The organism is Parazoarcus communis SWub3 = DSM 12120, assembly GCF_003226565.1.
Taxonomy (GTDB): Bacteria; Pseudomonadota; Gammaproteobacteria; order Burkholderiales; family Rhodocyclaceae; genus Parazoarcus; species Parazoarcus communis.
Map to the genome: position 1 here is coordinate 580,745 of NZ_QKOE01000001.1, position 25,619 is coordinate 606,363.

Below are 25,619 nucleotides of genomic sequence, written 5' to 3' on the forward strand. Positions count from 1 at the left end.
AACCCCCGCGCTCGTGTTCGAACCCCCGCGCTCGTGTTCGCGTGTAAGCGCGAATCACGCTGGTTTCAATAGTCCGAACGGCTCATCCACCGTCCGTACCCGCTGAAACACGCACAACCTAAAGTCAGCCGCCATGCGTTCCGGCACGGGCCTGAGAGCCTTGGAGCGCTTGACCGCGCGCCTTCTTGCGCCATTCAAAAACCATTCAAGGACAGTCTGATGAACGATCTCAATTTCAAGGCTTCGCGCCGCAACATGCTCAAGGGCACGGCATCGCTCGCCGCCGCTCCCTTCGTTACGACTTTCGGCATGATGGCCGCCCGCAACGCTCAAGCGGCTGCGACCTGCGAACGCCTGACGCAGATGATCGCCAGCCCCTATGGCGTCGTTGCTCCCGTGCTGGACCAAACCACTGGCCTGCCGCTGCTGATGCTGCCCCCGGGCTTTTCCTACAAGTCCTTCGGCTGGCGTGACGACGTGATGGCCGGCGGCAAACTGACCCCCAATGCCCACGATGGCATGGGCGTGGTGCGTTCGCGCCGCGTCGGCCGCAGCACCGAACTGACCCTGATCCGCAACCACGAACTGGGCACCACCTCGCCGGCCAACCTGCGCCTGACCGACGCCCCGACCTACGACAACAGCGGCACCGGCAACCTGCCCGCTGGCGGCACCTCCACGCTGATCCTGCGCGACGGCAACCTGGTCAACATCATTCCCAGCATCGGCGGCACGATGACCAACTGTGCGGGTGGCGTGACCCCGTGGGAAACCTGGCTGACCTGTGAAGAGAACACCACCGACCGCACTGCAGTTGGCGGCAAGAAGCACGGTTATGTGTTCGAAGTCAGCGCCAACCCGGAAGAAACCACTGCGCAACCGCTGGTTGCCATGGGCCGCTTCCGTCACGAGGCTGTCGCCATCGATCCGACCACCAACTTCTGCTATCAGACCGAAGATCAAAGCCCGGCATCGCTGTTGTATCGCTTCGAACCCGATAACGACAGCGGCGTGTTCAACAGCTACGCCGACGGCGGCAAGCTGAAGGCTGCACGCGTCAAGGCCATCGTCAGCTCATGCTACGACTCGCTCGAACAGATCAACCAGTCGGGCTTCGGCGCCCCCTACATGGGCGATGAATACGAACTGGAGTGGGTCGAGATCGCCGACCCGGACGCTGACCCGGTTACCGGCTACAACGTACTCGGCACCAACCGTAGTGTGTCTGGCCCCTTCAAGCAGGGCTGGGAGGCCGGCTGCGCCCGCATGTTGCGCGGCGAAGGCATCTGGTATCACAACGGCAAGATGTACATCGTCGATACCTCGGCCGGTTCCGAAGGCTGCGTGTGGGAGCTGACCCTGGCCACCCAGCGCATCAAGTGCATCTACGTCAGCCAGACCCAACTCGCCGGCAACAACGTCGACAACATCACCGTGTCGCCGCGTGGCGGCATCCTGTGCTGCGAAGACGGTGGCCAGAGCCCGGACGAACTCGGTAACGGCCTGCGCCTGTTCGGCCTCAGCGCCAACGGCCAGCCCTACATGTTTGCCAAGAACAACATCAACTTCACCGCGGATCAGTACGCCGCTGCCGGCAAGAACCTGCTCGGCGGCACGGGCAACCAGCTGGGTTCGGAATTCGCCGGCGCCTGCTTCGACCCGACCGGCCGCACCCTGTTCGTCAACAACTACACCCCGGGCATCACCTTCGCGATCACCGGCCCGTGGGCGAACGGCAACCTGTAATTCCCCTGATTGCCGACCTCGCACGGGGTCGGCCCCATCCTGAACAATTGAAAGGATTCATCATGAAAAAGCTCGTCTCCATGCTCGCCCTATGCGGCCTGATCTCCTCGCCTGCAATGGCCGTCTCCTTTGTCGATGCCATCGGCGCCCCCGGCAACGTCGTGACCGACTACAGCACCGATGGTCTGCTGTCCTTCGACCTGGATTTCAGCAAGTGGAGCCCGGTCACGCTGAACTACGAGATCGCCGCCGAAGACAATGGCAGCCCGATCAGCTTCAGCGCCGTGATCCGTAACTTCGTCGGTACTGGCATGGACAAGTTCAGCATCAGCCTGAGCATGTCCAGCTTCGACTCCGTCGGCACCGTCACCCGTGCTTTCGGCACCTCCACCGTGTCGCTGACCGGCGAGAACACCATCGCCAACATCAGCTTCGACATGCCGGAATACCTCGACTTTTCGATCGGTGCCGCACTCGGCGGCCTGAACGAGGTCGACTGGACGATCGATTCCAGCGTGCTGCGCTCGGGCGACATCCTGTCGGTGACCATTGCGCCGGTGCCGGAGCCCGAAACCTACGCCATGCTGCTGGCCGGCCTCGGCCTGGTGGGCTTCGCCGCCCGCCGCCGCCGCGCTGCCTGATCGCGCTGCTCCGCACCGTCAAAAGCCCCGCACATGCGGGGCTTTTTCTGTTTACCCCGTTCGGTATGGACAAGAGATGGAGCGACCGCTCGTCGCTCCATCTCATTCATGGCTTGTTTGATTGCCTGCTTGGTAATGACAACGCGGGCACCACGGGCAACGCAGGCACCACGGCGTGTTCAGCCGCGATGCCTGAAGTGGAACAACGAGGTCAGGCAGGCTGCGCGTTGCGGTTGCGACGACGTGCCATGAAGCCGACCAGACCCAGGCCCGCCAGCAGCATGGCATAGGTTTCGGGCTCCGGCACCGGCGCAGCGATCGCGAGATCGATCAGGCGGCCCTGGCGATCAAGCGGGTTCTCGATACCATAACGCGACGCCAGGATCTGCCCACCGAGACCGCCATCGGCGGTCGAGGCAGTGATGTAGGCCAGCAGCGCTTCCTGATAGGTCACCGAATTCACCGCATTGTCGAACTCGACACCCGCCAGCACGAAGGGGTAGCCGTCACCACCCGCCGCCAGGAAGTCGATGGTCGCCAGTGTGACCAGACGCTCGAGGTTGACCACCACGCCGTCCTTGACCAGCACGGTTCCATCGTCCAGCACGATATCCAGCACCCGGGCCCCGGCCGCCAGCTGGGTATCGTAGCGCACCTGCATGCCGGAGATCTGGCCGAACTGCCCGGTGGCGTTGCCAGACGCCGAGGCGCCGGCCAGGGTGTGCTCCATCAGTACCTTGAGTTGCTGGGCAGAGACGTTCTGCGCGGTCTTGACCAGGTTGGTGAACGGGGCGACGTTGAAGGTGTCGCCCACCGAGACTTCACCCGCGGCGATTGATGCACGGATGCCACCGCCGTTCTGGATGGCGACCTCGGTCTGACCGGCAAAACGCAAGGCATCGGCCATCAGGTTGCCGAGGTTGGTTTCGGCATTGCGCACACCGGCATTGAAACTACCGGGTGCACCAGCCGCGCCGCGATCGCCATTAAGGCGTACTTCCGAGGTGGCGATGATGGTGGCGTTGAGGCCATCGATGAAGCTCTTGACCGGCTGCACCACCGTTGCGTTGAGGGTGGCATCGGGAAGAATCGCATCCGCACCGGTGCCGGAGACACGGATCATTGCGCTGCTGTCTACAATGGGGATACCTGCTGCATCGCGCACTACGCGACCGTCGTCGCCCAGTGTGACGACGAGCTCGCCGACATAGCGGTTGCCAAAGTTCGAGGTCACCACCAATGCCGAGTTACCGTCGGCGGTCTGCACCGCAACCGGATGCGCGTTGATCGAAGCCGTGGTGCCGGGGATCAACACATCGTCGGCATCGGCCATCAACTCGTGGCCACCGCCAGACACCACCACATCGACCCCGCTCAGCAGCGGCACAACAGTGTTGATCTCGTTGGCTGCATTCTGCAGATGGCTGATCATGACGATGGTGGTCGCCCCCTGGGCACGCAACGCATCGATCTGACCCTGCGCCAGCGCGGCAGCGGCAATGAGGTTCTGTTCGGCACTGGCGCCGGCGGTATTGCCGATGACCGACACGGCGCCGGGTGACGAGATCGTCGGCAGAAGGGGGGTGGTCAAGCCAACGATGCCGACCTTGTTTCCGGCCGTGGTCGTGGTGATGATGCCGGGCGCAACCGTACCGCTGCTTGCAAGGGCCGAGAACGCCGAGGTCGCGGAGAAGTCGAGATTGGCCGACAGGTAGGTGGTACCGGACACCTGGGCAAAGCGCGCAGCGACATCCGCACCAAGGTCGAACTCGTGATTACCGAACACGGCGGCGTCGAAGCCGATGTAACGCATCGCCATCGCGTCATAGAAATCCTGGCCGCCATCGCTGTAGGCGCTAGCCAGATTGCTCAGACTGGCGCTGAGCCTCGGACCCGGCAGGAAGGCATCACCGGCGTTGAGCGTCAGTACCGAGTAGCCGGCCGCAGTTGCCGCGGTACGCTGCTGATCGATGACGCTGGCCAGACGGTCAATGCCACCGTAGAAAGACAAGGCCTGCGAGGGATCGTCACGCAGATTCCCCTGAGCCGACAGCAACCAGGACTCCTGATCGCCGATATGGAGGATGGACAGCCCTTCAAGCGCAAATGCGGATGAAGGCAGCGCAACAAGGAGGGCGATCGAAACCGCAAGACGTTTGACGCGAAGCTGGGGACGGATCATGACTCATCTCAAGGTAGTTGAACGGGCTCCCCGAGATTAGCGATCGACTGTTATCCCCTTTCGCGAATGGCATAGTCCTTTCGGCGCATCCCACCGACGCGCCGAAAGATGTTTGCGGACTACCAGAACTGCCAGTTCCCGGTGGCGATCACCCATAACCCCAGCAGCAGGTTGGTGACACCATGCGCGATCACTGCATGCCACAGGTTGCCGCTGCGCATGTACAACCATGCATAGGCCAGGCCCGCGACAAAGCCGGCAAACCACAACTGGTGCTCGACGCCGAACACCAGCGAACTCAACAGCACCGCGCGCAGGCCTACCGCCGCCGGAATGACCGCACGGAAATCAGCCTGCACGATCCAGCGCATCAGGAAACTGCGCCAGAACAACTCTTCCATCAGCGGCACAACGATTGCCGCACCGGCAAGGCGAACCAGCAGCCACCACAACACCAACTCGCCCGCAGCGTCGCGCGGTGGCTGGAACGGACTCAGCCCCAGCGACAACACCGGTACATCAAGGAAAATCCATGCAACGAACACGGCGCTCCCAACCGGCAGCACCCACAGACTGCCGCGCAGGGCATTGCGCCAACTGCCCGTCAGCTCGTCGTAACGCGACCAGAAGGCCAGCAGCAGCAGGCCGACCAGACCCACCTGCGCGGGATAAAGCCATAGCGGCGGCGGCCCCTCACCGCCCCCGCCAAGCAGGGGCGACAACGCAAGCACCACCATGTAAGCGGCAAATGGGACGGCCCGCACGATGGCGGGCAGGTACTCGATCAGGCGGGCACGCAGCCCGCCTGACGGCTCAATCACTTTCTGCATCGGACTTGCGTACGCCTCCTACGGACACCCGGCTCAGGCAGCGCGGCGTCGCACCATGCCACCCACCAACCCCAGGCCCGCCAACAGCATGAGCACCTGCGAAGGCTCTGGCACAGGCGCGATCGCCACCGAACCAAACCCCGCCCCCAGCGGGCTCTGGTAGGCAAAATAGGCATCACCCAGCGAGAAGAAGCCACTGACGAAGGCAAAGCCGTTCAAGCCGTCATCATAGACCAGGTCGATACCCAGCAGACTGCCGTCGAAGAAGGATGCGGTCGGTGCAGCCGCCATTACGGTGGCGTCAAAACGCTGCCCGAACACCTCCAGATCGATCCAGTCGAGCATCAGCGACTCGTCGCCAATACCACTGAGCAGCGCGCGGTCAAAGGCAAACTGCCCGCTATAGAGGCCGCCGGCCAGCGGACCGTCCTCGGCCACACCATTCAAGGTGTAGACCTCGGCGGCAGCGTGCGCCTGCGGCAGGAGGATACCCAGCGACAGCACCAAGGCTGCAGCAAGTTTGCGGAAAACATAGGTCAGCGTATTCATGTCGATGACTCCTGATCGGAAATGCTGGAAATTTCGGTCGGGTAAGAGGCTATCCGGTGCAGATTACAGCGCATAGTCGGCTGCACTGAGGGCTGCGCAGGTGACACCACGCAGTTGCACGATGGCCCGGCTACGCAGCGGTCCGGTACGGCCATCGGTATCGACACCGATCACCGCGCCGGAGGCCGATGCAGTGCAATCGACCTGGCCATTGGCAAGCGCACTCCCGCCATTGATGCCGAGACTGGCGAGCAGATCGCGCAGCACGAGCAAGTCACGACCAGGGCGGAAATCGGTGATCACATCACCGCCATCGAGCACGCTCTGATACACATACTGATTGCGCCCGCCGCCACCGGTCAGGGTGTCGCGCCCACCGCGGCCGATGAAGATCTCGTCGCCCGCACCGCCGACCAGTACATCGGCTGCAGCAGTCCCTTCGATCACCCGCGGGGCCTCCAGCGCCAGCCCGACCAGGATGGGATCGTGATCGGAGTTGCGATAGACGTCTGCCGCGTACAGCGACTGGATCTGCGCCGCACTCTTGAAGTTGGTGTTGTAGTCGAGCACGCTCGGTTCGTCGGCGCTGACATGCCATGGACGGGCGTCTGCGACCTGGGCGAACAGACTCGCGGTGGCCAGCGCATGATCGAGGCTGCCCCACTGACCATCGAATACGTAGGTATAGCTGTAGTCACCGCCAAAGTGGCGCACCAGATCGACATAACCGTTGTCGGTCAGCGCCCGCACCGGGTCTTCCATGCCGTACGCGTTCAGATCCCCCAGGATCAGCACATCCGGATCGCCGGTACCGGTGGGATCCTGTGCCAGCCAGTTACGCAAGGTGTTGACCGCACTCAGGCGCACGGTGTTGCAGTTGCCCTGACCGTCGAGGGCATCCGGCGTGTCGCAGGCGCTTCCTTTGCTCTTCAGGTGATTGACCACCGCAATGAAGCGACCACCGTTGGCCGCCTCAAAGGCCTGCGCAAGCGCCGGACGGTTGCGCGGCGCGCCGTCACCGCCATTCTCGAACACCACCCCGTTGAGGGCGCCGGTACGCCCCACAGGCGTGACATTGGCCGGACGATAGATGAAACCCACCTTGATCGCGTCCGTACCGAGCGCACGCTGCTGTCCGGTGCGCGAATCGACGTCGAGCAAGGCCCAGGTGCCGGGTGCGGTTGCCGCGTTGAGGCGATTGACCAGATCCTGCAGCGCACTGTCGGCGCCATAGCCGTCGTTCTCGATCTCGATCAGACCGACCACATCGGCATCCAGGCCCAATAGCGCGGCAACCGTCTTGGCCGCCTGACGCTCGAACTCAAGCGCCGACTCGGCACCACGGCAGTCGGAATCGTTCCCGCTCGGGAAACAACCCGGCGTCGCGGCATTGCCATCAGCAAAGGTATTGAAGTAGTTCAGCACATTCAGGCTGGCCACACGCACGTTGCCACCCACATTGGGCGCAAACTGAGGCCGCGGATTGGTGGCCTCGAACTGCGCAACACCACCCAGTGCGCCCACCGGACGCACGCGCCACGCATTACCGCTGGCCGAATTGCCCGCCCAGGTCCAGGTCAGCACCCCGGTCAGACCACTGACGGTGTCACCGCCGCGCAGGGTGTTGGATGCGGACAGCGGCTGACCATCGCGACCGAAAACAATGGGATCCGGATTCTGCGCATTGGTCGCGTCATCGACGATGATGCGACCCAGCGCGTTCTGCGCCTGCAGCGCATTGGCCTGCGCACCCGGCATCACCACATGCGTCGGTTGCGCCTGACGCGAATCGACCGACACCACTACTTGGCCGAAGCGACCAAGCTGGTAATGCTCGGTGACGTAGAGGGTTTGTGGCAGGCGGACCAGCATGCCTTCATAGGGTTCGAGCGCGTCGATCGAGGAAATCGGCAACGCGATGTCGACCGGCGTCACGCTACCGGTGCCGCAGGCTTCGACCGCGCTGGCGCTGATCTGGGTCTGCCCCTGGTACTCGGCTACCGTACCCGTCACCCGCACCCGATCACCCGGATTGACGCTGTTGCTGTTGCCATTGAACACGAAGACCGCATCCGACGTGGCCGGATCGCCATCCCCTACCGGATCCTGCAGGTAGAAGCCGCGCAAGGCCGGCGACGGACCTTCGTAGTCGCCAACCACCACCCCTTCGGTCGTCACCACCTGACCCGCAAGCGGGCTGGTCTCACCAGAACCCTGCACCAGGTAGGCCGCGGTATGCGGCTGACCGCAGGCCAGTCCGCCACCGCCCTCATCACCACCACCGCCTTCATCCCCGCCACCGGTATTGCCGCCATTCCCGCCCTCGACGGCATGCTGTCCGATGCCGCTGAAATCATTGACGGCAAAGCCGTCCCACTCGAGCGCGGGGTCAAAGACATCCGATAGGTTGGTATCGCCTGCAAGGATCGTCGCCTTGCGTCGCAGGGTGTTGTCCGCGGTACTGGCAAGACCGCTACCCCACTCGGTACCCGGATCGAAGCCGACCTGACCGATGGAATCGATCACCTGTCCGGCCTTGGTCAACACCACGGCATCATCACCGTTGAACCAACTGGCCGAGTTGGTCTGCTGCGCCTTGGCCAGCAACTCTGCCGCCGCCGAGCCATGCACGATGACGAAGGTCTGCCCGGGCTGAACCACACCATTGAGCGCAATCGTCAGGCCAGCCGTCGCATTGCCGTTGAAGTACATCTGCAGGGCATACTGGCCGGCTGACAGATCCACGGCACTGGCCGTTCCATTGAAGAGTTCGACGGCCTTGTTGTTGCTGCTGCCTTCGACATACTCGGAGATGAACAGCTCGGCAGGCGCAGCCATGGCCGAGCCGGAACCCAGCGATAGCAGGCCGACACTCACCAGCGCACGGCACAGGACAGGAAGGGACAGTTTGAAGGGGTTCATGCATGATCTCCCGAATGTGGTATTGCACCGCCGCCATGGCGGGCAGGATCGGGAGCAAGACTAGGTGAGCGAGATTACCGCGCATCGCGGCCGGGCATGAGCCGAATGGCGCATACCCGCCGCCGGATGTCTGCTGCTAAAAAAAAGAAACCGGTGTCCGACTCCTGTCGGACACCGGCCGATGTACTACGGCTCAGGCTTGGGTCAGCGTGCGCTGCGACGACGTGCCATGAAGCCCACCAGGCCAAGACCGGCCAGCAGCATGGCATAGGTTTCGGGCTCCGGAACCGGTGCCGCAAAGGTCAGGTTGTCCGCCACCAGGCCCACGCCACCGAAGGCGATCGAACGGATGTCTGCATTGGCACGCGAAATGCCAAAGAAGCTGCCTTCGTTATAGCTGAACTCGTCGGTTGCCACGCTGACGAAATGCGCTTCGATCATGGTTCCAGCAGCATTGTAGGCCGCCAGCAGGATCGGCCCGCCGTTGTAGCTGTTCAGGAAAGCGCCGGCCGCCGCCGTCATCGCGTTGTCGAACGTGAAATGCAGGATGCCGAAGTCGGTGTAGTTCGAATCGCCGGTCGCGGCAAAATTGCCGAACCAGGTGCCATTGGAGCCCAGGTCGGCAATATAGGCACCCAGCGTCGAGGGCGTGCCGGAGAAGGTCACGCCCGTGCCGACCGCGACCGGGCCGGTGGTTTCGAGACCGTCGAAGTCGTCGAAAGTGACGACCATCGAGTTGTTGATCAGCGCGGCATCATTGACCAGCGCGGCTTGTGCCGGGGCGGCGACCACGGTGGCCAACGCAGCGGTTGCAATAAGGGTGTTGAGTTTCATCTGGAGTTATCCTGTCACATCGGATCATGGAGTCTGGCAGGCGCGCCAGCCGGCGCGCCTGCCCGCAAACATCAGCTACCGATCACGCCGCCGTCATCCTTGGTGATGACAACGACCGACGACCGCGGCTTGGCAACCTCACCCATGCCGCTGGCAGTGGTCGGGCCATTCACACCACTATCCGGCCAGGTGGAATTGGCCGTGAAGCTGCCGCTCCAGTCTTCGCCCGGGTGCTGGATACCGACGAACATGCTCTTGCCGTCCGGGGTGCTGGTCACGCCCGTGACCTCGCAATTGCGCGGCGAGGTCAGGAAGCGGCGGGTCTCACCCGTTGCCGGATCGGCACACATCATCACGTTGCCACCGATATTCGCCCAGTCGCCCAGGGCATTGCCTGCCTGGTCGGTCTGAATCCACAACCGGCCATCGTTGTCGAACCACAGACCGTCCGGTGCACCATAGTCGTCACCGTTGATGTTGCCCTGCAGATGTGCAACCGGCGAAAGGCTGTCGCCGCACTCGGCAAAGATGTCCCATTCAAACGAGGTGGCGCCCACATCACCACCGGTATCACGCCAGCGAATGATGTGACCATAGCGGTTGTCCGGGCGCGGATTGGCTGCATCCACTGCGGGCCGGGCACTGGCAGCGGTGGTGGTGCCATCGACATTGTTCGAGGATGCGGGATTGGTGCCGCGACGGTTGTTGTTGGTCAGCGTCAGATAGACTTCGCGCGTGGTCGGATGCACCGCCACCCACTCCGGACGGTCCATCATCGTGGCCCCAACGCGGTCGGCGGCCTGGCGGCACTTGATCACCACCTCACCCTGATCGGCAAAGCCATTTTCCGACGTCAGGCCGTTCTGCCCCCAGACCAGCGGGAGCCACACGCCGGAGCCGTCACCATTGAAGCGCGCCACATACAGCGTGCCACTGTCGAGCAGGTCACGGTTGGCCGCACGATTCTTGGCGTCAAAGCGCTTGGCACAGACGAATTTGTAAACGTACTCGTTGCGCTCGTCATCGCCCATGTACACGGCAACCTTGTTGTCGCTGCCGACGACCACACCGGCGCTCTCGTGCTTGAAGCGGCCCAGTGCGGTACGCTTCATCGGCGTGCTGTTGGGATTCCAGGGATCGATCTCGACCACCCAACCGAAGCGGTTCGGTTCATTCGGGGTGGCGCGGAAATCGAAGCGCGGCTCTGCTTCATGCCAGCGATAACCAAATCCACCCTGCGCCATGCCGTAGCGACGCTCATGCGCAGTCAGGGGCGCTGCAGCGAGCGCGGCCGCGGACGAGCCGAAGTAGCCGTTGAAGTTCTCTTCGCAAGCCAGATAGGTGCCCCAAGGGGTATGGCCATGGGCACAGTTGTTGAGTGTGCCAAGCACCTGGGTACCACTGGCATCTGCTGCGGTACGCAGCATGGGATGACCCGAGGCAGGCCCGGTGACCGTACAGGCCGTCTTGCCGGTGATGCGGCGATTGAAGGCGGACGGGCGACGCACACCGAACTCGCCATTACGTTCCTGCACTTCGACGACGCTGACACCATGCGCTGCAAGCTGGGTGTTGACCCAGTCGAGCGTCATGGCGTCGGTCGAGTAAGTCGTGGTGTTATGCACCAGACCGGGATCGACGTACTCGTGGTTGGCCACGAGCAGACCGCGGGTGTTGCCCAGACCACCGGCACCGGTGCTGGGGAAGGGGAAATAATGCATGCCGTCGGTATGGGCGCCGTAAGTACGGAGCTGGACCGCTTCGGTCATCGGGGTAGACGGGTCCCAGTGCGGTGCATTGGTCAGCGAATCACCCCAAGAGATCAGCACACGTGCGGTATAACCCGGCGGTACGGTGATGGCGTCGGTCATCGGCGCGATGTTTGCCGGCACCGAAGTAAAGCCGATACCGCCAATCGGCGACGGTGCGGCATGTGCCAGGTTGCTCAGGCTGTCGGCCAGCGTCGAGCCGCCGAGCGCGGCGATCGCAGTCGCGCCAAAGGAGCCTTTCAGAAAGCCGCGACGCGACAGCTTGCGTTGTTCGATCAGATCGGCAATGGCGGGATTGCCGGACGGGTTGATGGTCAGATCGTTATCCGGATGAAGCGGGCTGCTCATGTGATCTCCTGGGAGTGTACTGACGATATCTGCAAAAAGGTGTCCGCCGACCCAAGGCCGGTGACGGGCATGCCCTTTTTAGCGGGCGCAGATTGCAGCTCGCCTGTTACCCGGAGATGAAGGAATGATCCGAACGGACTATCCGGGTGCGGGACTCAACAGGTCTTCACGACAATGTCGTGAAGGGTATTGGCACCGTGAGCCATCCGGTCTGCGGCATTGGACAGATGACGGTAGATTTCGCGGCGCTTGAACATGTCCAGATAATCATCCCCCTGGAACAGTGCGGCAAGTGCCTTGCGATAGAGCTTTTCGGCCCGGCGCTCGGCCTTGCGGGCAATATCCGCATCAGCAGCGGCCTCGGCAGGGGCATGGGCCAGCCGAGAAAAGCCCCGAGCCAGCGCGATGACCCCTTCATTCAGGCAGCGCGCCATTTCCAGCGTGTAAGCATCGGGCGCCACGCCAAGCACGTCCATTTCGTTGACGGTGCTCTTGCAGTAGTTGACCACCTCGTCCAGATCCATGATCGCGCGGTAGATATCCTCGCGATCAAAAGGTGTGGAAAAGGCTTCATTGAGCGTATGCAGGTTGCGCACCTTGATGGTGTCGGCGGTGTGCTCGTCCTTCTTGATCTGGCGGGCCACATCCGGTTCGGCATGTTCCATGAAGCGGACCAGCAGCCCCACCGTATGCACCACCTGATCCGCCTGCTCGGTCAGCAAGCGATGAAAGTCCGGCGCCTTGGGAAAGATGCGGTCGAGCACGCGATGGACGATGGAGCGGGTTTCGTCAGCAGCCATGAATCACCTCAATCCAGAAAGATGCGCAACCCGAGCAACAACACCGCCCCCGCCGCGGCCGAGGCCGGCAGTGTGATCAACCATGTAGCGGCAATCTCGCCCGCCTTGCCCCAACGCACGCTGCGCGGCCGCTCGGAAGCGCCAATCCCCATGATGGAACTGGCCACCACATGACTGGTGGAGACCGGCGCCCCGGCCAGCGAGGCGGAGAAGATCACCGCTGCCGAGGTCAGTTGGGAGTCAAGCGCATGCAGCGGACGAACCTTGTACACCGCAAACCCGAGGGTACGGACAATACGCCAGCCACCCGACAGGATGCCGGCGGTCATCGCCATCGCACAGGCCAGCATCACCCAGAACGGCACTTCGAATTTCGGGATGAAGCCCCCCAGCACCAGCACCAAGGTCAAAATGCCCATGCTCTTCTGCGCGTCATTGGCACCATGCGAGAAAGCCAGCCCCGCCGTGGTCACATACTGCGCCAGACGCAGATAGCGATTGAGCACCGGCCGCGCGGCACGAAAGATCAGCGACAGCAGACGGTGCAGCAGATACCCCACGACAAAGCCCAGCACCGGCGACAACACCAGCGCCAACAGCACCTTGGTCACCCCGGTCAGCCGACCCTGTGCGAGCTCGCCAAAGCCCCACTGCACATGGTCGACACCCACCGCCAGCACCACCGCGCCCACCAGTCCGCCCACCAGGGCATGCGACGAGGACGAAGGAATGCCCCACCACCACGTCAGCAGATTCCAGCAGATCGCCCCCAGCAGCCCCGCCACCAGCACGCCCAGCGACAACACCACCGGCACGTCGCCCAGGTTGATGAAGCCACCAATGGTATTGGCCACTGCCGTCCCTCCCAACAGCGGCCCGAGAAACTCGAACACCGCGACCAAAGCCACCGCCTGCGCAGGGCTCATGGCCCGCGAAGCGATGACCGTCGCCACTACGTTGGCCGCATCGTGGAAACCGTTGGTGTAATCGAACACCAGCACCGTGACCACCGCAGCAATCGCCAGCACAAAGACCGGTTCCACGCCAACACTCCGTTGTGAGCGCCATCGACGGCTCCATCATATGCGCTCCGGCACCCGCCGGCATGTCGCGCTGCGGCATGAGGTGAGCCGCCACGATCGGCTACAATCGATCGCATGACGCGATTACGGACTTCCACGTGACGCGGACGCATGATTCTGGAAACCGCTTTTCTGCCTGAGCAGCCTATGAGCACAGCATTTTCCGCCTTCGACAAGGCTCACCGGACAGGTGGGCGCCCCCCACTGCGGCAGCCGGGATGATCGGGATCTTTCTCATCACCCACGGCACACTCGGCGAAGCGCTGATTCAGTGCGCCTGCCACGTGCTCAACAAACGGCCCCCGCAGATCGCCCAGCTTGGCGTCTCGGCGCAGGACGACCCGCTGGATCTGCTGCCCACGGCGCGCCAGATGGCAGCATGGGCCGACAGCGGGCGAGGCGTGCTGGTGCTGACCGACATCTATGGCGCAACGCCGTCCAACATCGCCACCAAGCTGCTGCATCCGGGACGGATCGAGGGCATCGCCGGGGTGAACCTGCCGATGCTGCTGCGGACCCTGACCTACCGCGAAAAAGACATGAACACCCTGATTCAGCGCGCCATCTCCGGCGGCTGCGACGGGGTGATGCACATGAAATGAACACGATCCACCTTACACACCCAGCCTCGAAGCGAGCGAGACACCCCGATGCCCAGCGCTGAAGCCCCCATCATCAATAAACTTGGCCTGCACGCACGGGCCTCGGCCAAGCTCACCCAACTTGCCAGCAGCTTTGCTGCGGATGTCTGGCTCGAACGCAACGGCCGCAAGGTCAATGCAAAAAGCATTATGGGTGTGATGATGCTGGCAGCAGCGCGCGGCAGCACGATCACCGTCGAAACCGAAGGCAGTGATGCCGACGTCGCCCTGGCGCGCATCCTCGAGCTGATCGCCGACCGCTTTGGCGAAGAGGAATGAGGCAATGACCTTCACCCTGCACGGGCTACCGGTCTCCCAGGGCATTGCCATCGGCCACGTCCACCTGGTCTCGCATGCGCTGCTCGAGGTCAATCACTACCACGTCGCCCCCAAGCACCTGCAGGATGAGCTTGCACGCCTGGAGGATGCCGTTGCCACCGTGCAGGGCGAACTGGTCGGTCTCAAGGCTGCAGCCAGTTCCGGCCAGTCCCACACCGAGGTCGGCGCCTTCGTCGACCTGCAACTGATGATGCTGGCCGATCCGATGCTGATCGACTCGGCTCGCAGCCAGATCGAATCGCGCCGCTGCAATGCCGAATGGGCGCTGGTACAGCAGATGGAGGTACTGGTCGAGCAGTTCCGCCAGATCGAAGACCCCTACCTGCGTGAGCGCCAGGCCGACGTCGTGCAGGTGGTGGAGCGTCTGGTCAAGGTGCTGCTCGGCCACCCCGGCCACCTGCCACCCAAGCGCCGCGACGGCTTCGGCACCATCGTGGTCGCCCATGACCTGTCGCCCGCCGACACCATCGGCTTTCGCGATCACAACATCGCCGGCTTCGTCACCGACGTCGGCGGGCCGACCAGCCATACCGCCATTGTTGCGCGCAGCCTCTCCATCCCCGCGGTGGTCGGCCTGCATCACATCCGCGACCTGGTCGAAGACAATGAGCTGATCATTGTCGATGGCACGCGCGGTGTTGCCATCGTTGCACCCGACGACACCATCGTCGAGGAATACCGCCTGCGTCGCTCCGAGCTGGAACTCGAACGCTCCAAGCTCAACCGCCTGAAGGACACCAAGGCCACCACGCTGGATGGCGAAGACGTCAATCTGCTGACCAACATCGAAGGTCCCAAGGACGTCGCCCAGTCCAAGGCCGTCAGCGCCGACGGAGTCGGCCTGTACCGCACCGAATTCCTCTTCCTCGGCCGCGACACCCTGCCCGACGAAGACGAACAGTACGAAGCCTATCGTGCGGTGCTCAAGGCCATGCCCACCAAGCCGGTCACCATCCGCACCTTCGATGTCGGTGCCGACAAGGCGCTCAACGGCGCCCACAGCCGCAGCGAGCCCAACCCGGCGCTTGGCCTGCGCGCAGTGCGCTACTCGCTTGCCGAGCCGAAGATGTTCCTGACCCAGCTGCGCGCACTGCTGCGCGCCTCGGCGCACGGCAAGCTGCAGATCATGATTCCGATGCTGGCCCATGCGCACGAGATCGATCAGAGCCTGGCCCTGATCGAGAAAGCCAAGGCCGAGTTGCGCGCAGAAAAGGTCAAGTTCAACGAGCAGGTTCCGGTCGGCGGCATGATCGAAGTCCCCGCCGCGGCGCTCTCGCTCGGCATGTTCATCCGCCGCCTGTCCTTCCTGTCGATCGGTACCAACGACCTGATCCAGTACACGCTGGCCATCGACCGCTCCGACGAAGCCGTGGTCCATCTCTACGACCCCCTGCACCCGGCTGTCCTCAAGCTGATCGGCGGCACCATCCAGGCCGGCGCCCGCTTCGGCCTGCCGGTTTCGGTATGCGGTGAGATGGCCGGCGACCCCGCCTACACCCAACTCTTCCTCGGCATGGGCCTGCGCAACTTCTCGATGCATCCGGCCCACATCCTGGAGGTCAAGCAGCAGATCCTGCGTGCCGATGTCGGCGAACTGGCCCCCAGAGTGCAGCGCATCCTGAGGATGGACGAACAGGCCCGGGTACGGGAAGCCGTGGAGCGGCTCGGAAACTGAGCACCCCCCGCGACAATCGATTGCGCCCAGCGCTGCGCACCATTAGAATGTCGCCTCTTCTGTTGCCGGCCGCTCAGGTCAGCGCGACACGCGGGTGTCGTATAATGGCTATTACCTTAGCTTCCCAAGCTAATGACGAGGGTTCGATTCCCTTCACCCGCTCCAAACGAATTCAAGCACTTACGCCAATCCTTCGGGGTTGGCGTTTTGTTTTTTGCGCTGTGTAGCCACCGTGTTGCCAGAATCCACGATTTTGCCCACGGTGAAAGTAATCATAATCCACCAACATGACGTCGGCGACGCCCTGCAGGGCACCCGCACTTAAGTGCCCTGCCCCCACCAACGCCACTGAGGTAAGTACTTAACGGGCTTCGAGCCCCGACCGCTCACACCGCGCAGCCACTCAGCCTCCAGATTCGAGTACGAAGGGCAGAGCTCACCCGTGATGAGTCCTGTCCCAGGACGTCCGCATCGCATCCAGGACCTCAGCGCGCCAGGATGTGACTTCATCGACACCAGCGTCCCCAGCCAAGTAAAGCCTTGCGGCGTCAACTTCGCCGTCAACAAGCCTGCCCGCCTTAGCCTGGGCGCGGACTTCCAACTCAGCTGCGCTGACCACGCGCGCTCATCTCCCGGCGGTTACGCACAGAGTTTACGGCGAATTTATGCGTGGCCCCACTTATGGAATAGAGAACTTACGGATCATCGTTGAATACTTGAGCATGGCTATATCGCCATTCATTTGCGAAGAAAAACCATGCCTCTCAAGAATGTTCAGGCGACCGGAAAGGCCGTTGCAGTAGCAGTCGGTGGACTGCTGCTGGGAATGGCGACCAGCGTCCAGGCACAAGTCTCCGGCAGCGTGGCGTTGACGTCGGACTACGTCTGGCGCGGATCTTCCCAAACGCGGGAAAAACCTGCCGTCCAAGCGGGCTTCAAGTACGCCCACGAATCGGGGTTGTATGCCTCGGTGTGGGGCTCGAATGTCAAGTTCGAACCCGGCAATGGCGCCCACAGCGAGTTCGACATCGCATTGGGCTGGAACGGCAAGATCGCCGACGACTGGGCCCTGGACGCGTTCTTCCTGCGTTATCAGTACCCCGGCTCCGACGTGGGCCTGAACTGGAACGAGATCAATGTCGCCGCAACCTGGCGCGACAACTACTGGCTAGCCATAGGCCACTCGACGAACGCGATGGCTAGCAAGACCACGGGAACCTATGCACTGGTTGGTGCGCGCTTTCCCCTCAACGACCAGTGGCGCATCGAAGGCACGCTGGCGCGCTACGCCCTCGACAGTGCCTATGCCGACAACTACACGCACGGCTCGGTCGGCGTGGCCTGGACCTTCAAGGCGCCCTTCGAGGCCCGTTTAACGCTGCATGGCACCGACACCGCAGCCAAACGGCTATTCCCCGACATGGCTGGCTCGCGCGCCGAGTTCGCCGTCCAGGCTTCTTTTTGACGGAGGGTGCGATGACCGTAAGCCCCTTGCACCAAGTAATGGAGTCCGATCATGACTGAGTTTCTTCTCGTATTCGCCCTGGCGATCGGCCTGGGCTGGCCGCTCGGTCGTTATCTGGCAGCGGTAATGCGCGGCGAGCCGATGCGTGGCGACAGGTTGTTCCTGTGGTTGGAGCGCCCCCTGTACGCGCTGATCGGTACGAATCCCCAACGGGGTATGAGTTGGCGCGGGTATGCGGGCGCTTTTCTTATAAGCAATCTGATACTGGCCCTCGTCGTCTGGTTGATCCTGATGACTCAGGCGTGGCTACCGCTCAACCCCAACGGCGCGCCCAACATGAGTTGGGATCTGGCGCTGCATACCATGGTCTCCTTCCTGACCAACACCAACCAGCAGCACTACTCGGGGCAGGCCCAACTTTCCTACCTCGCTCACATGATGGGCATCGTGACCCTGCAGGTCATCACACCAATGATGGGGTTGGCACTGGTAGTGGCGACGCTTCGTGGCTTCTTCGGCGGACGCAACGCGCAAGCTCGCAAGGCCGATGGCCAGGATCAGACACCGGTCGACGTTGGCAATTACTGGGCCGACGTGATCCGCCCCACGCTGCGTTTCATGCTACCCCTGTGCCTGCTGTGGTCGGTGCTGCTGACCAGCCAAGGGGTGCCGGCCACGCTGGACGGTGGACCCGTGATCGCCCCTGTCGATGCGACGGTCGAGATGAAGGAGCAGAAGATTCCGCTGGGGCCGGTCTCGCCCATGGTCGCCATCAAGCAGCTCGGGACCAATGGTGGCGGCTGGTACGGCCCCAACAGTTCGGTTCCGCTGGAGAACCCCACACCGCTGTCCAATCTGCTGGAAACGCTGGCAATCATTCTGGTTCCGATCGCGGCGGTCTTCATGATCGAGGGCCTGACCGGACGACGTAAGTTTACCGGGCTAGTGTTCGGCACGATGCTGGCCATGTCGGTGGCGTCAGCAGGATTCGCTATCTGGTCCGAGGGGTTCTCCTCGACATCGCAGGACATCGCGTTGATGGAAGGCAAGGAGGTGCGCTTCGGCGCCGAACCCTCTGCGCTGTGGGCAGCGCTGACGACGCAGACTTCCAACGGCTCGGTCAACTCCATGCACGACTCGCTGGCGCCACTGACCGGCCTGGTCACGATCAGCGACATGCTGATCAACGCCATCTGGGGCGGTATCGGCAGCGGGTTGCAACAGTTCCTGACCTATCTCCTGCTGGGCGTGTTTTTGGCAGGCTTGATGACCGGGCGCACACCGGAACTCTTCGGGCGCAAGATCGAAGCGCCCGAGGTGCGCTTGCTCGCAGTACTCGTGCTGCTGCAGCCGCTGATCCTGCTGGGCCTGACTGCCATCACGTTGGCTGTACCCGGCCTGGCCGGAAACTCGAACCCCGGCTTCCATGCCGTTAGCCAGGTCTTCTACGAATACACCTCGTCCTTCGCCAACAACGGCTCGGGCTTCGAGGGACTGAGCGATGACAGTATCTGGTGGAATGTCACCGCCAGCTTCGTGCTCGCTGCAGGCCGCTATCCGGCCCTCATCATCCCCCTGGTGATCGCGGCCATGCTCGCGCGCAAGCGCCAAGCCCCGGAAAGCACGGGAAGTCTGCAGATCGAAACGCCCACTTTTGCGCTCACGCTGATCGCGGTGATCGTCATTCTGACACTGCTTCAGTTCATGCCCGTGCTGGTGCTAGGCCCTGTCGCCGACCACCTGAGCCTGATCGCGCGTTGAGGAAAAAATCATGAACCAAATAACCTCCAAAGATCACGCGGGCCGCCGCCCGCGCATGGATGAGCGCAGCTTTGCGCCCGCGCTACTCAACGCCTTCGTCAAGCTGGCTCCTCAGCACATCATCAGGAATCCCGTGATGGCTGTGGTCTGGCTTGGTACGCTGGTAACGGCGGTGGCCACTCTCGCGGGCTGGGCTCAACCCGGTTTCGGCTGGGCCGTTACTGTGATCCTGCTGGTCACCGTGCTATTTGGCAATTTCGCCGAAGCAGTAGCCGAATCCCGCGGGCGCGGACAAGCTGCATCGTTGCGTCGAGCCCGCAAGGATCTGATGGCCCGGCGGCTCGACACCGCCGGCAACGAGAAGACCGTGCCCGCAGCCGAGCTTCGTCCCGGCGACCTCGTCGTAGTCGAGGAAGGCCAGTTGGTACCCGCCGACGGCGAGATCGTCGAAGGTCTGGCCACGATCAACGAGGCGGCGGTTACAGGCGAGTCCGCGCCCGTGCTGCGAGAAGCTGGCACTGATCGCTCCGGAGTGATCGGCGGCACCAAGGTGCTGTCCGACCGCATCGTCGCACGCGTGACTGTCGAGCCAGGGAACAGCTTCCTCGACCGCATGATCGCGCTTGTGGAAGGGTCCAACCGGCAGAAGACACCCAACGAGGTCGCCTTGGGCATCCTGCTCGGAGTGATGACGATGACCTTCTTGGTCGTGGTGGTGACGCTGCCGTTCATCGGTGGGTTCGTCGGCGTCGAAACCAACGTCGTGCTGTTGGTTGCCTTGCTGGTGTGCCTGATTCCAACCACCATCGGTGGCCTGCTGCCGGCCATCGGCATCGCGGGGATGAACCGCGCACTGCAAGCCAACGTGCTGGCCAAGTCCGGCAAGGCGGTGGAAGTCGCGGGAGACGTAGATGTCTTGTTGCTGGACAAGACCGGCACCATTACCCACGGCGACCGGCAGGCCACTGCCTTCCATGCCCTGGCCGGCGTGGATGCCTTGCAATTGCGCAAAGCGGCTCTGCTGGCTTCACTGGCGGATCCGACCCCGGAGGGGAAATCCATCGTCAAACTCGCACGCGGCAAGGACGAGAAGCTTATCGAGCCAGAAGGTGCGCATTTCGTGCCCTTCTCCGCGCAATCGCGCATGTCGGGCGTGGACTTGGCCGGAGTGCGCGTCATCCGCAAGGGAGCGATGGACGCGATTGCGCGGCACGTGCAGATGCTGGGGGGCGTGATTCCCGCGGAGCTGGCGGCGCGCGTCACAGACGTGGCTCGCAAGGGCGCCACGCCGCTAGTGGTCAGCGATGGCCGGCATGTGTTGGGGGTCATCGAGTTGTCCGACGTGATCAAGCACGGCATCAAAGAGCGGTTCGCCCGTCTTCGCTCGATGGGCATCAAGACCGTGATGATCACGGGTGACAACCCACTCACGGCCGCGACCATCGCGGCCGAGGCGGGCGTCGATGACTACATTGCCGAAGCGCGTCCCGAGGACAAGCTTGCGCGTATCCGTGCCGAACAAAGTGGCGGTCGTCTCGTGGCGATGGTGGGGGACGGCACCAACGATGCGCCGGCGCTTGCGCAGGCCGATGTGGGGTTGGCGATGAACTCCGGTACCCAGGCCGCCAAGGAAGCCGGCAACATGGTCGATCTCGACAGCGATCCCGCGAAGCTGCTGGCGGTCGTGGAGATCGGCAAGCAGCAACTCATCACCCGCGGCGCGCTCACTACCTTCTCGCTGGCCAATGACGTGTCCAAGTACTTCGCCATCCTGCCGGCGCTGTTCGCCGCCGCGATCCCGCAGATGGCGGCGCTGAACGTCATGAACCTGTCGAGCCCGACCGGCGCGGTGCTGTCGGCGCTGATCTTCAACGCCATCATCATTCCGCTGTTGATCCCACTTGCGCTGCGGGGCGTGCGCTTCAAGCCGTCGAGCGCGACGCAGTTGCTGCGCAACAACATGCTTGTCTATGGCGTGGGCGGTGTCCTGCTGCCATTCGTCGCGATCAAGGCAATCGACGTCACGCTCTCCGCCTTGTTCTCTCTCTGAGGATTCGATCATGTCTCTCCATGATGTAAACACGATTGCCCACCCACAAGGCCATGTCTCCACGACCGTATACGACAAGGGCCTGATTCGTGGCTCCATCGGTCTGGCGATCATCGCGTTGGTCGGTTTCGGTCTGTTGTACCCCTTGGCGGGAGTCGGTCTCGGCCAAACCCTGTTCCCAAGCGCTGCGAATGGCAGCCTGATCGAGCGTGATGGCAAGGTCCTTGGCTCGGCTTTGGTGGCGCAGCCATTCGCCGACGATCGCTACTTCCAGCCGCGCCCCTCTGCGGCCGACTACGATGCCATGGGCGTGTCCGGCAGTAATGAGGCACGCACGAACCCTGAACTGCGGCAGCGCATCGACGAAACGCGAGCCGCCGTCGCGCAGCGCAACGGTGTCGCGCTCGACGCAGTCCCTAGCGATCTGGTCACGCAGTCGGGTGGGGGTATAGACCCGCACATCAGTCCACAGGGCGCCGCTGTCCAGATCGACCGTGTGGCACGCGCCCGCGGCATCGCACGCGACGTAGTCGAGGGGCTTGTCGCCCAGCAAATGGAGGGAAAACAGTTTGGTCTGCTGGGCCAACCCCGCGTGAACGTGCTCGAACTGAATTTGGCATTGGATGCCCTGGCTTCACCGGCCTCCGGGGCGCCTGCGGCGAACCAATGAGCGCACTTAGCACCTATCTGCAGGCCGAGGATATTCTCCTCGGCCTGCAGGTCGCCGACAAGCGGCAGTTGTTTCAGGCCATCGGTCGACACGTCCAGCGCATCGGTGGCTTGGCGGCCGAGGACGTTGCCTCCGGACTGACGCAGCGCGAGCTGGCCGGCTCAACAGGACTAGGCCTGGGCGTGGCCGTTCCGCACGCTCGGGTAAAAGGGCTGAAGCACATTCGTGCGCTGTACGTTCGGCCGGCTGCAGGGCTGGCATTCGGTGCGCCTGACGCACAGCCAGTGGCCGACATCCTCGTCTTGCTGGTACCCAGCCCAGCAACACAGTTGCATCTTGAGTTGCTTGCCCATGTGGTTTCATTGCTCTCTGATCGAGCATTCCGGGCGGCCTTGCATGCGCGCCAAAGCCCGGTTGAAATCAAGATGCTACTTGATGAACGGCAGTTGTAAAAAGGAACTAGCCGCTGCGCTATCGTTATCGCGGCAGGAATTAAGACAAAGATATGCGAACGACTGAAAATTGAGGATAGGGCTTGCCATGGGAGCCGAACGGACTGAACAAGCAGATGCCCTGTTGGGCGAACTCAAGCGCCAGACCGCCGGGCGATTGACGGTGTTCCTAGGCGCCGCCCCTGGCGTCGGCAAGACCTACGCCATGCTAGCGCGTGCCCGCGAACTTCACCGCCAAGGGGTGGATATCGTCATCGGCATCGTGGAGACCCACGGCCGCAGCGAAACCCAGACCATGGCCGAGGGATTGCCGCTGCTGCCCCGCAAGCAAATGGGATACCAAGGACGGCAACTGGAAGAAATGGACTTGGACGGGCTGCTGGCACGCAAACCAGCGATTGCCCTGGTCGATGAGCTGGCCCATCGCAATGCTCCCGGCAGTCGTCATGAACGACGTTGGCAGGACGTGGAGGAACTGCTCGATGCCGGCATCGACGTCTATACCACGGTCAACATCCAACACTTGGAAAGCCTGAACGATGTGGTGCACCAGATCACCGGCATTCGGGTCAGCGAGACCGTCCCCGATGCGCTTTTCGACCGTCTGCGCGACATCCGCCTGGTCGATTTGCCAGCGCGTGAACTAATAGAACGTCTGAACCATGGAAAGGTGTACTTGCCTGAACAGGCTGCACAGGCGCTGCAGGCATTCTTCTCTCCATCGAATCTCACCGCCTTGCGCGAACTGGCGATACAGACTGTCGCGGAACACGTCGATACTGACTTGCGCGAGACGCGTGCGGCACGCGGCATGGAAGGTATTTCCATCCAGCGCCACGTACTGATTGCCATTGACGGCCGTGGACAATCGGAATACCTCGTGAGGGCGGGCGCCAAGATCGCCGAGCGACGTGGCGCGCCATGGTCAGTGGTTACGGTCGAAACAGGACGCTCGGCCGATGCTGCTCTGCATACAGACACCCTTAACCAGGTTGCTTCATCGCTCAACAAAGCCACGCACATAGAGCAACAACGATTGATAGAGATCGATAAGGCTTTCTCGCTGGCGCGTAACCTGGGTGGTGAGACCGAGGTGTTGCACAACACCGATGTCACCCAGGCCTTGCTCGATGCCGCCGAAACGCGGGGCGCGAGAGCCATCGTGATCGGTCGAACACGGGAGCACCCCATCGCCCGCATCTTCAACCGCACGTTGACGCAGCAACTGTTGCAACGCTGTGGGCGCTACGAACTGACCATCGTGAATACACCACAGGCCCGGCTGCACGCGCGGCGACTATCTGCGTTGGCCGGAAGGCAGCTCACGGGTCGAGAGCCGTTGCTAATCCTGCTGGTAAGCCTTGGGTCTGTCGGCACCGCAGCGCTGGCCGAACACCTCCTGGGGTTGCAGGATCTGTCCATGGTCTTCCTCGTGGCTGTCTTGCTGGTTGCGTCCCGGGCGAGCATGGCCTCAGCCGTGATCACTGCGGCGCTGAGCTTCCTTGCCTACAATTTCTTCTTCATCGAGCCGCGCTACACTTTTTATATCAGCGCTCAACATGGTGTGGTCACCGTGGTGTTGTTTCTGGCGGCAGCATTGATCGCCGGCCGCCTGGCGTCGCGACTGCGCATGCAGGTAGTGGCCTTGCGCGCGGCAAACTCGTACACCACGGCAATGCAGAATCTGGGGCGCAAGCTCGCCAAGGCAGCCGATCTCGGACAAGTTATCGCAGCCGGCTCGTCGGTCCTGCAATCGACCCTTCACGCCAAGACGTGGATACGCATCAACGGAGAAACGGGTCCCTCAACGGCAGCTAACGATCTCACCGAGAAGGATCTGGTGGCAGCCAACTGGACGCAGCAGCATGGACAGACGAGCGGGCGTTACACCGACACCCTGACAAATTCGTCTTGGTGGTTCCTGCCCGTGCGCTCGGACAAGGATACGCTGGGCGTCGTCGGATTGCGGTTCCCCTCGGGCATGGGGCGACTGTCTTTCGAGCAGCGCCGTCTTGCGGAAAGCATGGTGGAGGACATTGGTCAGGCTGCTCTGCGCACGAGGCTTGTGTCGGAATTGGAGGAAGCGCGCGTCACAGGAGAAACGGAGCGCTTGCGGTCCGCATTGTTATCGTCGGTATCGCACGACTTACGCTCGCCTCTTTCGTCGATGATCGGGGCAGCAGATAGCCTTGCGCGCTACAGCGCTGATATGGGGCCGGAGGATCAGCAAAGCTTACTCGAAACCATCCATGTAGAAGGCGAGCGACTGGATCGGTACATTCAAAACCTGCTCGATATGACACGGCTCGGGCAACAAGGATTGACACTGACGCGTGACTGGATCGGCATCGACGAGTTGGTGGGTTCAGCCTCTCGACGCCTGCAGCGGTATGAACCCAATGTGCGCATCCAACACGATATTTCTCCGGATCTTCCCCCAATCCATGTCCATCCCGCCCTCATTGAGCAGGCATTGTTCAACGTCATGGAAAACGCGGCGAAGTTCTCGCCTCCGGAGGTACCTGTTCTGGTTCAGATTCGGCAAATTGAGGGCAATAAGTTACGAATCGACATCTCGGATCGTGGGCCGGGGATTCCGGAGGATGAACGGCGGCGAATCTTCGACATGTTCTACAGCGTGGAACGTGGCGATCGAGGCAAACAAGGAACCGGGCTGGGATTGACGATCGTTCAAGGTATCGTGGGTGCCCACATGGGCAGTGTCGAGGCATTGCCCGGCTTGGAAGGCAAGGGAACCACTATCCGTCTGACCTTGCCCTGGGGTGGGTACGCCAATCAGGAGATGAAAGAGCATGATGAGAGGTCCCAATAGATCGAACCTGGGAGCATCGCCCCCCCGAAT

19 protein-coding genes and 1 tRNA gene are annotated in these 25,619 nt (G+C 62.5%); 12 read left to right on the forward strand and 8 right to left on the reverse strand.

Annotation, left to right across the window (positions count from 1 at the left end; translation table 11 throughout):
• Positions 1-219 precede the first annotated feature (219 nt).
• Together DNK49_RS02705 and DNK49_RS02710 are read left to right on the forward strand one after the other, a co-directional pair.
• A complete protein-coding gene (locus tag DNK49_RS02705; RefSeq protein ID WP_110522756.1) occupies positions 220-1,746 on the forward strand; it encodes an alkaline phosphatase PhoX in 1,527 nt (508 codons plus the stop codon).
• A gap of 62 nt (positions 1,747-1,808) precedes the next feature.
• Entirely contained in the window at positions 1,809-2,387 is a 579-nt protein-coding gene (locus DNK49_RS02710; protein WP_110522757.1) for an FxDxF family PEP-CTERM protein, read from the forward strand.
• 211 nt (positions 2,388-2,598) lie between these two features.
• On the opposite strand, the gene DNK49_RS02715 is transcribed toward DNK49_RS02710, so the two are convergent.
• The 8 genes from DNK49_RS02715 to DNK49_RS02750 all read right to left on the reverse strand — a co-directional run bounded on the left by DNK49_RS02715 (position 2,599) and on the right by DNK49_RS02750 (position 13,664).
• Positions 2,599-4,569: a 5'-nucleotidase C-terminal domain-containing protein gene (locus DNK49_RS02715; protein ID WP_110522758.1), complete on the reverse strand. Its 1,971-nt coding sequence runs from the start codon at positions 4,567-4,569 to the stop codon at positions 2,599-2,601.
• 119 nt (positions 4,570-4,688) lie between these two features.
• Positions 4,689-5,399: a CAAX prenyl protease-related protein gene (locus DNK49_RS02720; RefSeq protein WP_110522759.1), complete on the reverse strand. Its 711-nt coding sequence runs from the start codon at positions 5,397-5,399 to the stop codon at positions 4,689-4,691.
• A 33-nt stretch (positions 5,400-5,432) separates the two neighbouring features.
• The gene (locus tag DNK49_RS02725; protein ID WP_110522760.1) at positions 5,433-5,948 is read right to left on the reverse strand and encodes a PEP-CTERM sorting domain-containing protein; all 516 of its coding nucleotides are present in this window, start codon (positions 5,946-5,948) and stop codon (positions 5,433-5,435) included.
• A 63-nt stretch (positions 5,949-6,011) separates the two neighbouring features.
• Complete coding sequence (locus DNK49_RS02730; RefSeq protein WP_110522761.1) at positions 6,012-8,870, reverse strand: ExeM/NucH family extracellular endonuclease; 2,859 nt, start codon at positions 8,868-8,870, stop codon at positions 6,012-6,014.
• Positions 8,871-9,074: 204 nt separating this feature from the next.
• Entirely contained in the window at positions 9,075-9,704 is a 630-nt protein-coding gene (locus DNK49_RS24540; RefSeq protein ID WP_110522762.1) for a PEPxxWA-CTERM sorting domain-containing protein, read from the reverse strand.
• 71 nt (positions 9,705-9,775) lie between these two features.
• A complete protein-coding gene (locus DNK49_RS02740; protein ID WP_110522763.1) occupies positions 9,776-11,821 on the reverse strand; it encodes a PhoX family protein in 2,046 nt (681 codons plus the stop codon).
• Between the two features lie 155 nt (positions 11,822-11,976).
• A complete protein-coding gene (locus DNK49_RS02745; protein WP_110522764.1) occupies positions 11,977-12,621 on the reverse strand; it encodes a DUF47 domain-containing protein in 645 nt (214 codons plus the stop codon).
• An 8-nt stretch (positions 12,622-12,629) separates the two neighbouring features.
• On the reverse strand, positions 12,630-13,664 hold the full coding sequence (locus tag DNK49_RS02750) for an inorganic phosphate transporter (RefSeq protein WP_110522765.1): 1,035 nt from the start codon (positions 13,662-13,664) through the stop codon (positions 12,630-12,632).
• 257 nt (positions 13,665-13,921) lie between these two features.
• Here DNK49_RS02750 and DNK49_RS02755 point away from each other — a divergent pair, with 257 nt between their 5' ends.
• The 10 genes from DNK49_RS02755 to DNK49_RS02805 all read left to right on the forward strand — a co-directional run bounded on the left by DNK49_RS02755 (position 13,922) and on the right by DNK49_RS02805 (position 25,589).
• Entirely contained in the window at positions 13,922-14,305 is a 384-nt protein-coding gene (locus DNK49_RS02755) for a PTS sugar transporter subunit IIA (protein ID WP_110522766.1), read from the forward strand.
• 48 nt (positions 14,306-14,353) lie between these two features.
• On the forward strand, positions 14,354-14,623 hold the full coding sequence (locus DNK49_RS02760) for an HPr family phosphocarrier protein (protein WP_110522767.1): 270 nt from the start codon (positions 14,354-14,356) through the stop codon (positions 14,621-14,623).
• A gap of 4 nt (positions 14,624-14,627) precedes the next feature.
• Positions 14,628-16,358 carry a phosphoenolpyruvate--protein phosphotransferase gene (ptsP, locus tag DNK49_RS02765; RefSeq protein WP_110522768.1) on the forward strand — a complete coding sequence of 577 codons (1,731 nt, stop codon included), beginning with the start codon at positions 14,628-14,630 and terminating at the stop codon, positions 16,356-16,358.
• 90 nt (positions 16,359-16,448) lie between these two features.
• Positions 16,449-16,523 (forward strand) — tRNA-Gly (locus tag DNK49_RS02770).
• Positions 16,524-17,115: 592 nt separating this feature from the next.
• Positions 17,116-17,823, forward strand: a complete 708-nt coding sequence (locus DNK49_RS02780; protein WP_110522770.1) for a TorF family putative porin — start codon at positions 17,116-17,118, stop codon at positions 17,821-17,823.
• A gap of 51 nt (positions 17,824-17,874) precedes the next feature.
• The gene (kdpA, locus tag DNK49_RS02785; RefSeq protein ID WP_110522771.1) at positions 17,875-19,584 is read left to right on the forward strand and encodes a potassium-transporting ATPase subunit KdpA; all 1,710 of its coding nucleotides are present in this window, start codon (positions 17,875-17,877) and stop codon (positions 19,582-19,584) included.
• Between the two features lie 10 nt (positions 19,585-19,594).
• Positions 19,595-21,634: a potassium-transporting ATPase subunit KdpB gene (gene kdpB / locus DNK49_RS02790; protein WP_282435425.1), complete on the forward strand. Its 2,040-nt coding sequence runs from the start codon at positions 19,595-19,597 to the stop codon at positions 21,632-21,634.
• 10 nt (positions 21,635-21,644) lie between these two features.
• On the forward strand, positions 21,645-22,304 hold the full coding sequence (gene kdpC / locus DNK49_RS02795; RefSeq protein WP_110522772.1) for a potassium-transporting ATPase subunit KdpC: 660 nt from the start codon (positions 21,645-21,647) through the stop codon (positions 22,302-22,304).
• On the forward strand, positions 22,301-22,756 hold the full coding sequence (locus DNK49_RS02800) for a PTS sugar transporter subunit IIA (protein ID WP_110522773.1): 456 nt from the start codon (positions 22,301-22,303) through the stop codon (positions 22,754-22,756). Before kdpC ends, DNK49_RS02800 begins: the two co-directional genes overlap by 4 nt.
• An 88-nt stretch (positions 22,757-22,844) precedes the next feature.
• Positions 22,845-25,589 (forward strand): sensor histidine kinase, encoded by a 2,745-nt coding sequence (locus tag DNK49_RS02805; RefSeq protein ID WP_110522774.1) that lies wholly within the window; start codon positions 22,845-22,847, stop codon positions 25,587-25,589.
• Positions 25,590-25,619: the final 30 nt, after the last annotated feature.

Bases quoted from the DNA above. Each gene is read 5' to 3' on its own strand.
- DNK49_RS02740 (WP_110522763.1), bottom strand. From the start codon at position 11,821: ATGAGCAGCCCGCTTCATCCGGATAACGATCTGACCATCAACCCGTCC.
- DNK49_RS02780 (WP_110522770.1), top strand. From the start codon at position 17,116: ATGCCTCTCAAGAATGTTCAGGCGACCGGAAAGGCCGTTGCAGTAGCA.
- DNK49_RS02745 (WP_110522764.1), bottom strand. From the start codon at position 12,621: ATGGCTGCTGACGAAACCCGCTCCATCGTCCATCGCGTGCTCGACCGC.
- DNK49_RS02755 (WP_110522766.1), top strand. From the start codon at position 13,922: ATGATCGGGATCTTTCTCATCACCCACGGCACACTCGGCGAAGCGCTG.
- kdpA (WP_110522771.1), top strand. From the start codon at position 17,875: ATGACTGAGTTTCTTCTCGTATTCGCCCTGGCGATCGGCCTGGGCTGG.
- DNK49_RS02760 (WP_110522767.1), top strand. From the start codon at position 14,354: ATGCCCAGCGCTGAAGCCCCCATCATCAATAAACTTGGCCTGCACGCA.
- DNK49_RS02705 (WP_110522756.1), top strand. From the start codon at position 220: ATGAACGATCTCAATTTCAAGGCTTCGCGCCGCAACATGCTCAAGGGC.
- DNK49_RS02805 (WP_110522774.1), top strand. From the start codon at position 22,845: ATGGGAGCCGAACGGACTGAACAAGCAGATGCCCTGTTGGGCGAACTC.
- DNK49_RS02800 (WP_110522773.1), top strand. From the start codon at position 22,301: ATGAGCGCACTTAGCACCTATCTGCAGGCCGAGGATATTCTCCTCGGC.
- DNK49_RS02715 (WP_110522758.1), bottom strand. From the start codon at position 4,569: ATGATCCGTCCCCAGCTTCGCGTCAAACGTCTTGCGGTTTCGATCGCC.
- DNK49_RS02710 (WP_110522757.1), top strand. From the start codon at position 1,809: ATGAAAAAGCTCGTCTCCATGCTCGCCCTATGCGGCCTGATCTCCTCG.
- DNK49_RS02730 (WP_110522761.1), bottom strand. From the start codon at position 8,870: ATGAACCCCTTCAAACTGTCCCTTCCTGTCCTGTGCCGTGCGCTGGTG.
- DNK49_RS24540 (WP_110522762.1), bottom strand. From the start codon at position 9,704: ATGAAACTCAACACCCTTATTGCAACCGCTGCGTTGGCCACCGTGGTC.
- kdpB (WP_282435425.1), top strand. From the start codon at position 19,595: ATGAACCAAATAACCTCCAAAGATCACGCGGGCCGCCGCCCGCGCATG.
- ptsP (WP_110522768.1), top strand. From the start codon at position 14,628: ATGACCTTCACCCTGCACGGGCTACCGGTCTCCCAGGGCATTGCCATC.
- kdpC (WP_110522772.1), top strand. From the start codon at position 21,645: ATGTCTCTCCATGATGTAAACACGATTGCCCACCCACAAGGCCATGTC.
- DNK49_RS02720 (WP_110522759.1), bottom strand. From the start codon at position 5,399: ATGCAGAAAGTGATTGAGCCGTCAGGCGGGCTGCGTGCCCGCCTGATC.
- DNK49_RS02725 (WP_110522760.1), bottom strand. From the start codon at position 5,948: ATGAATACGCTGACCTATGTTTTCCGCAAACTTGCTGCAGCCTTGGTG.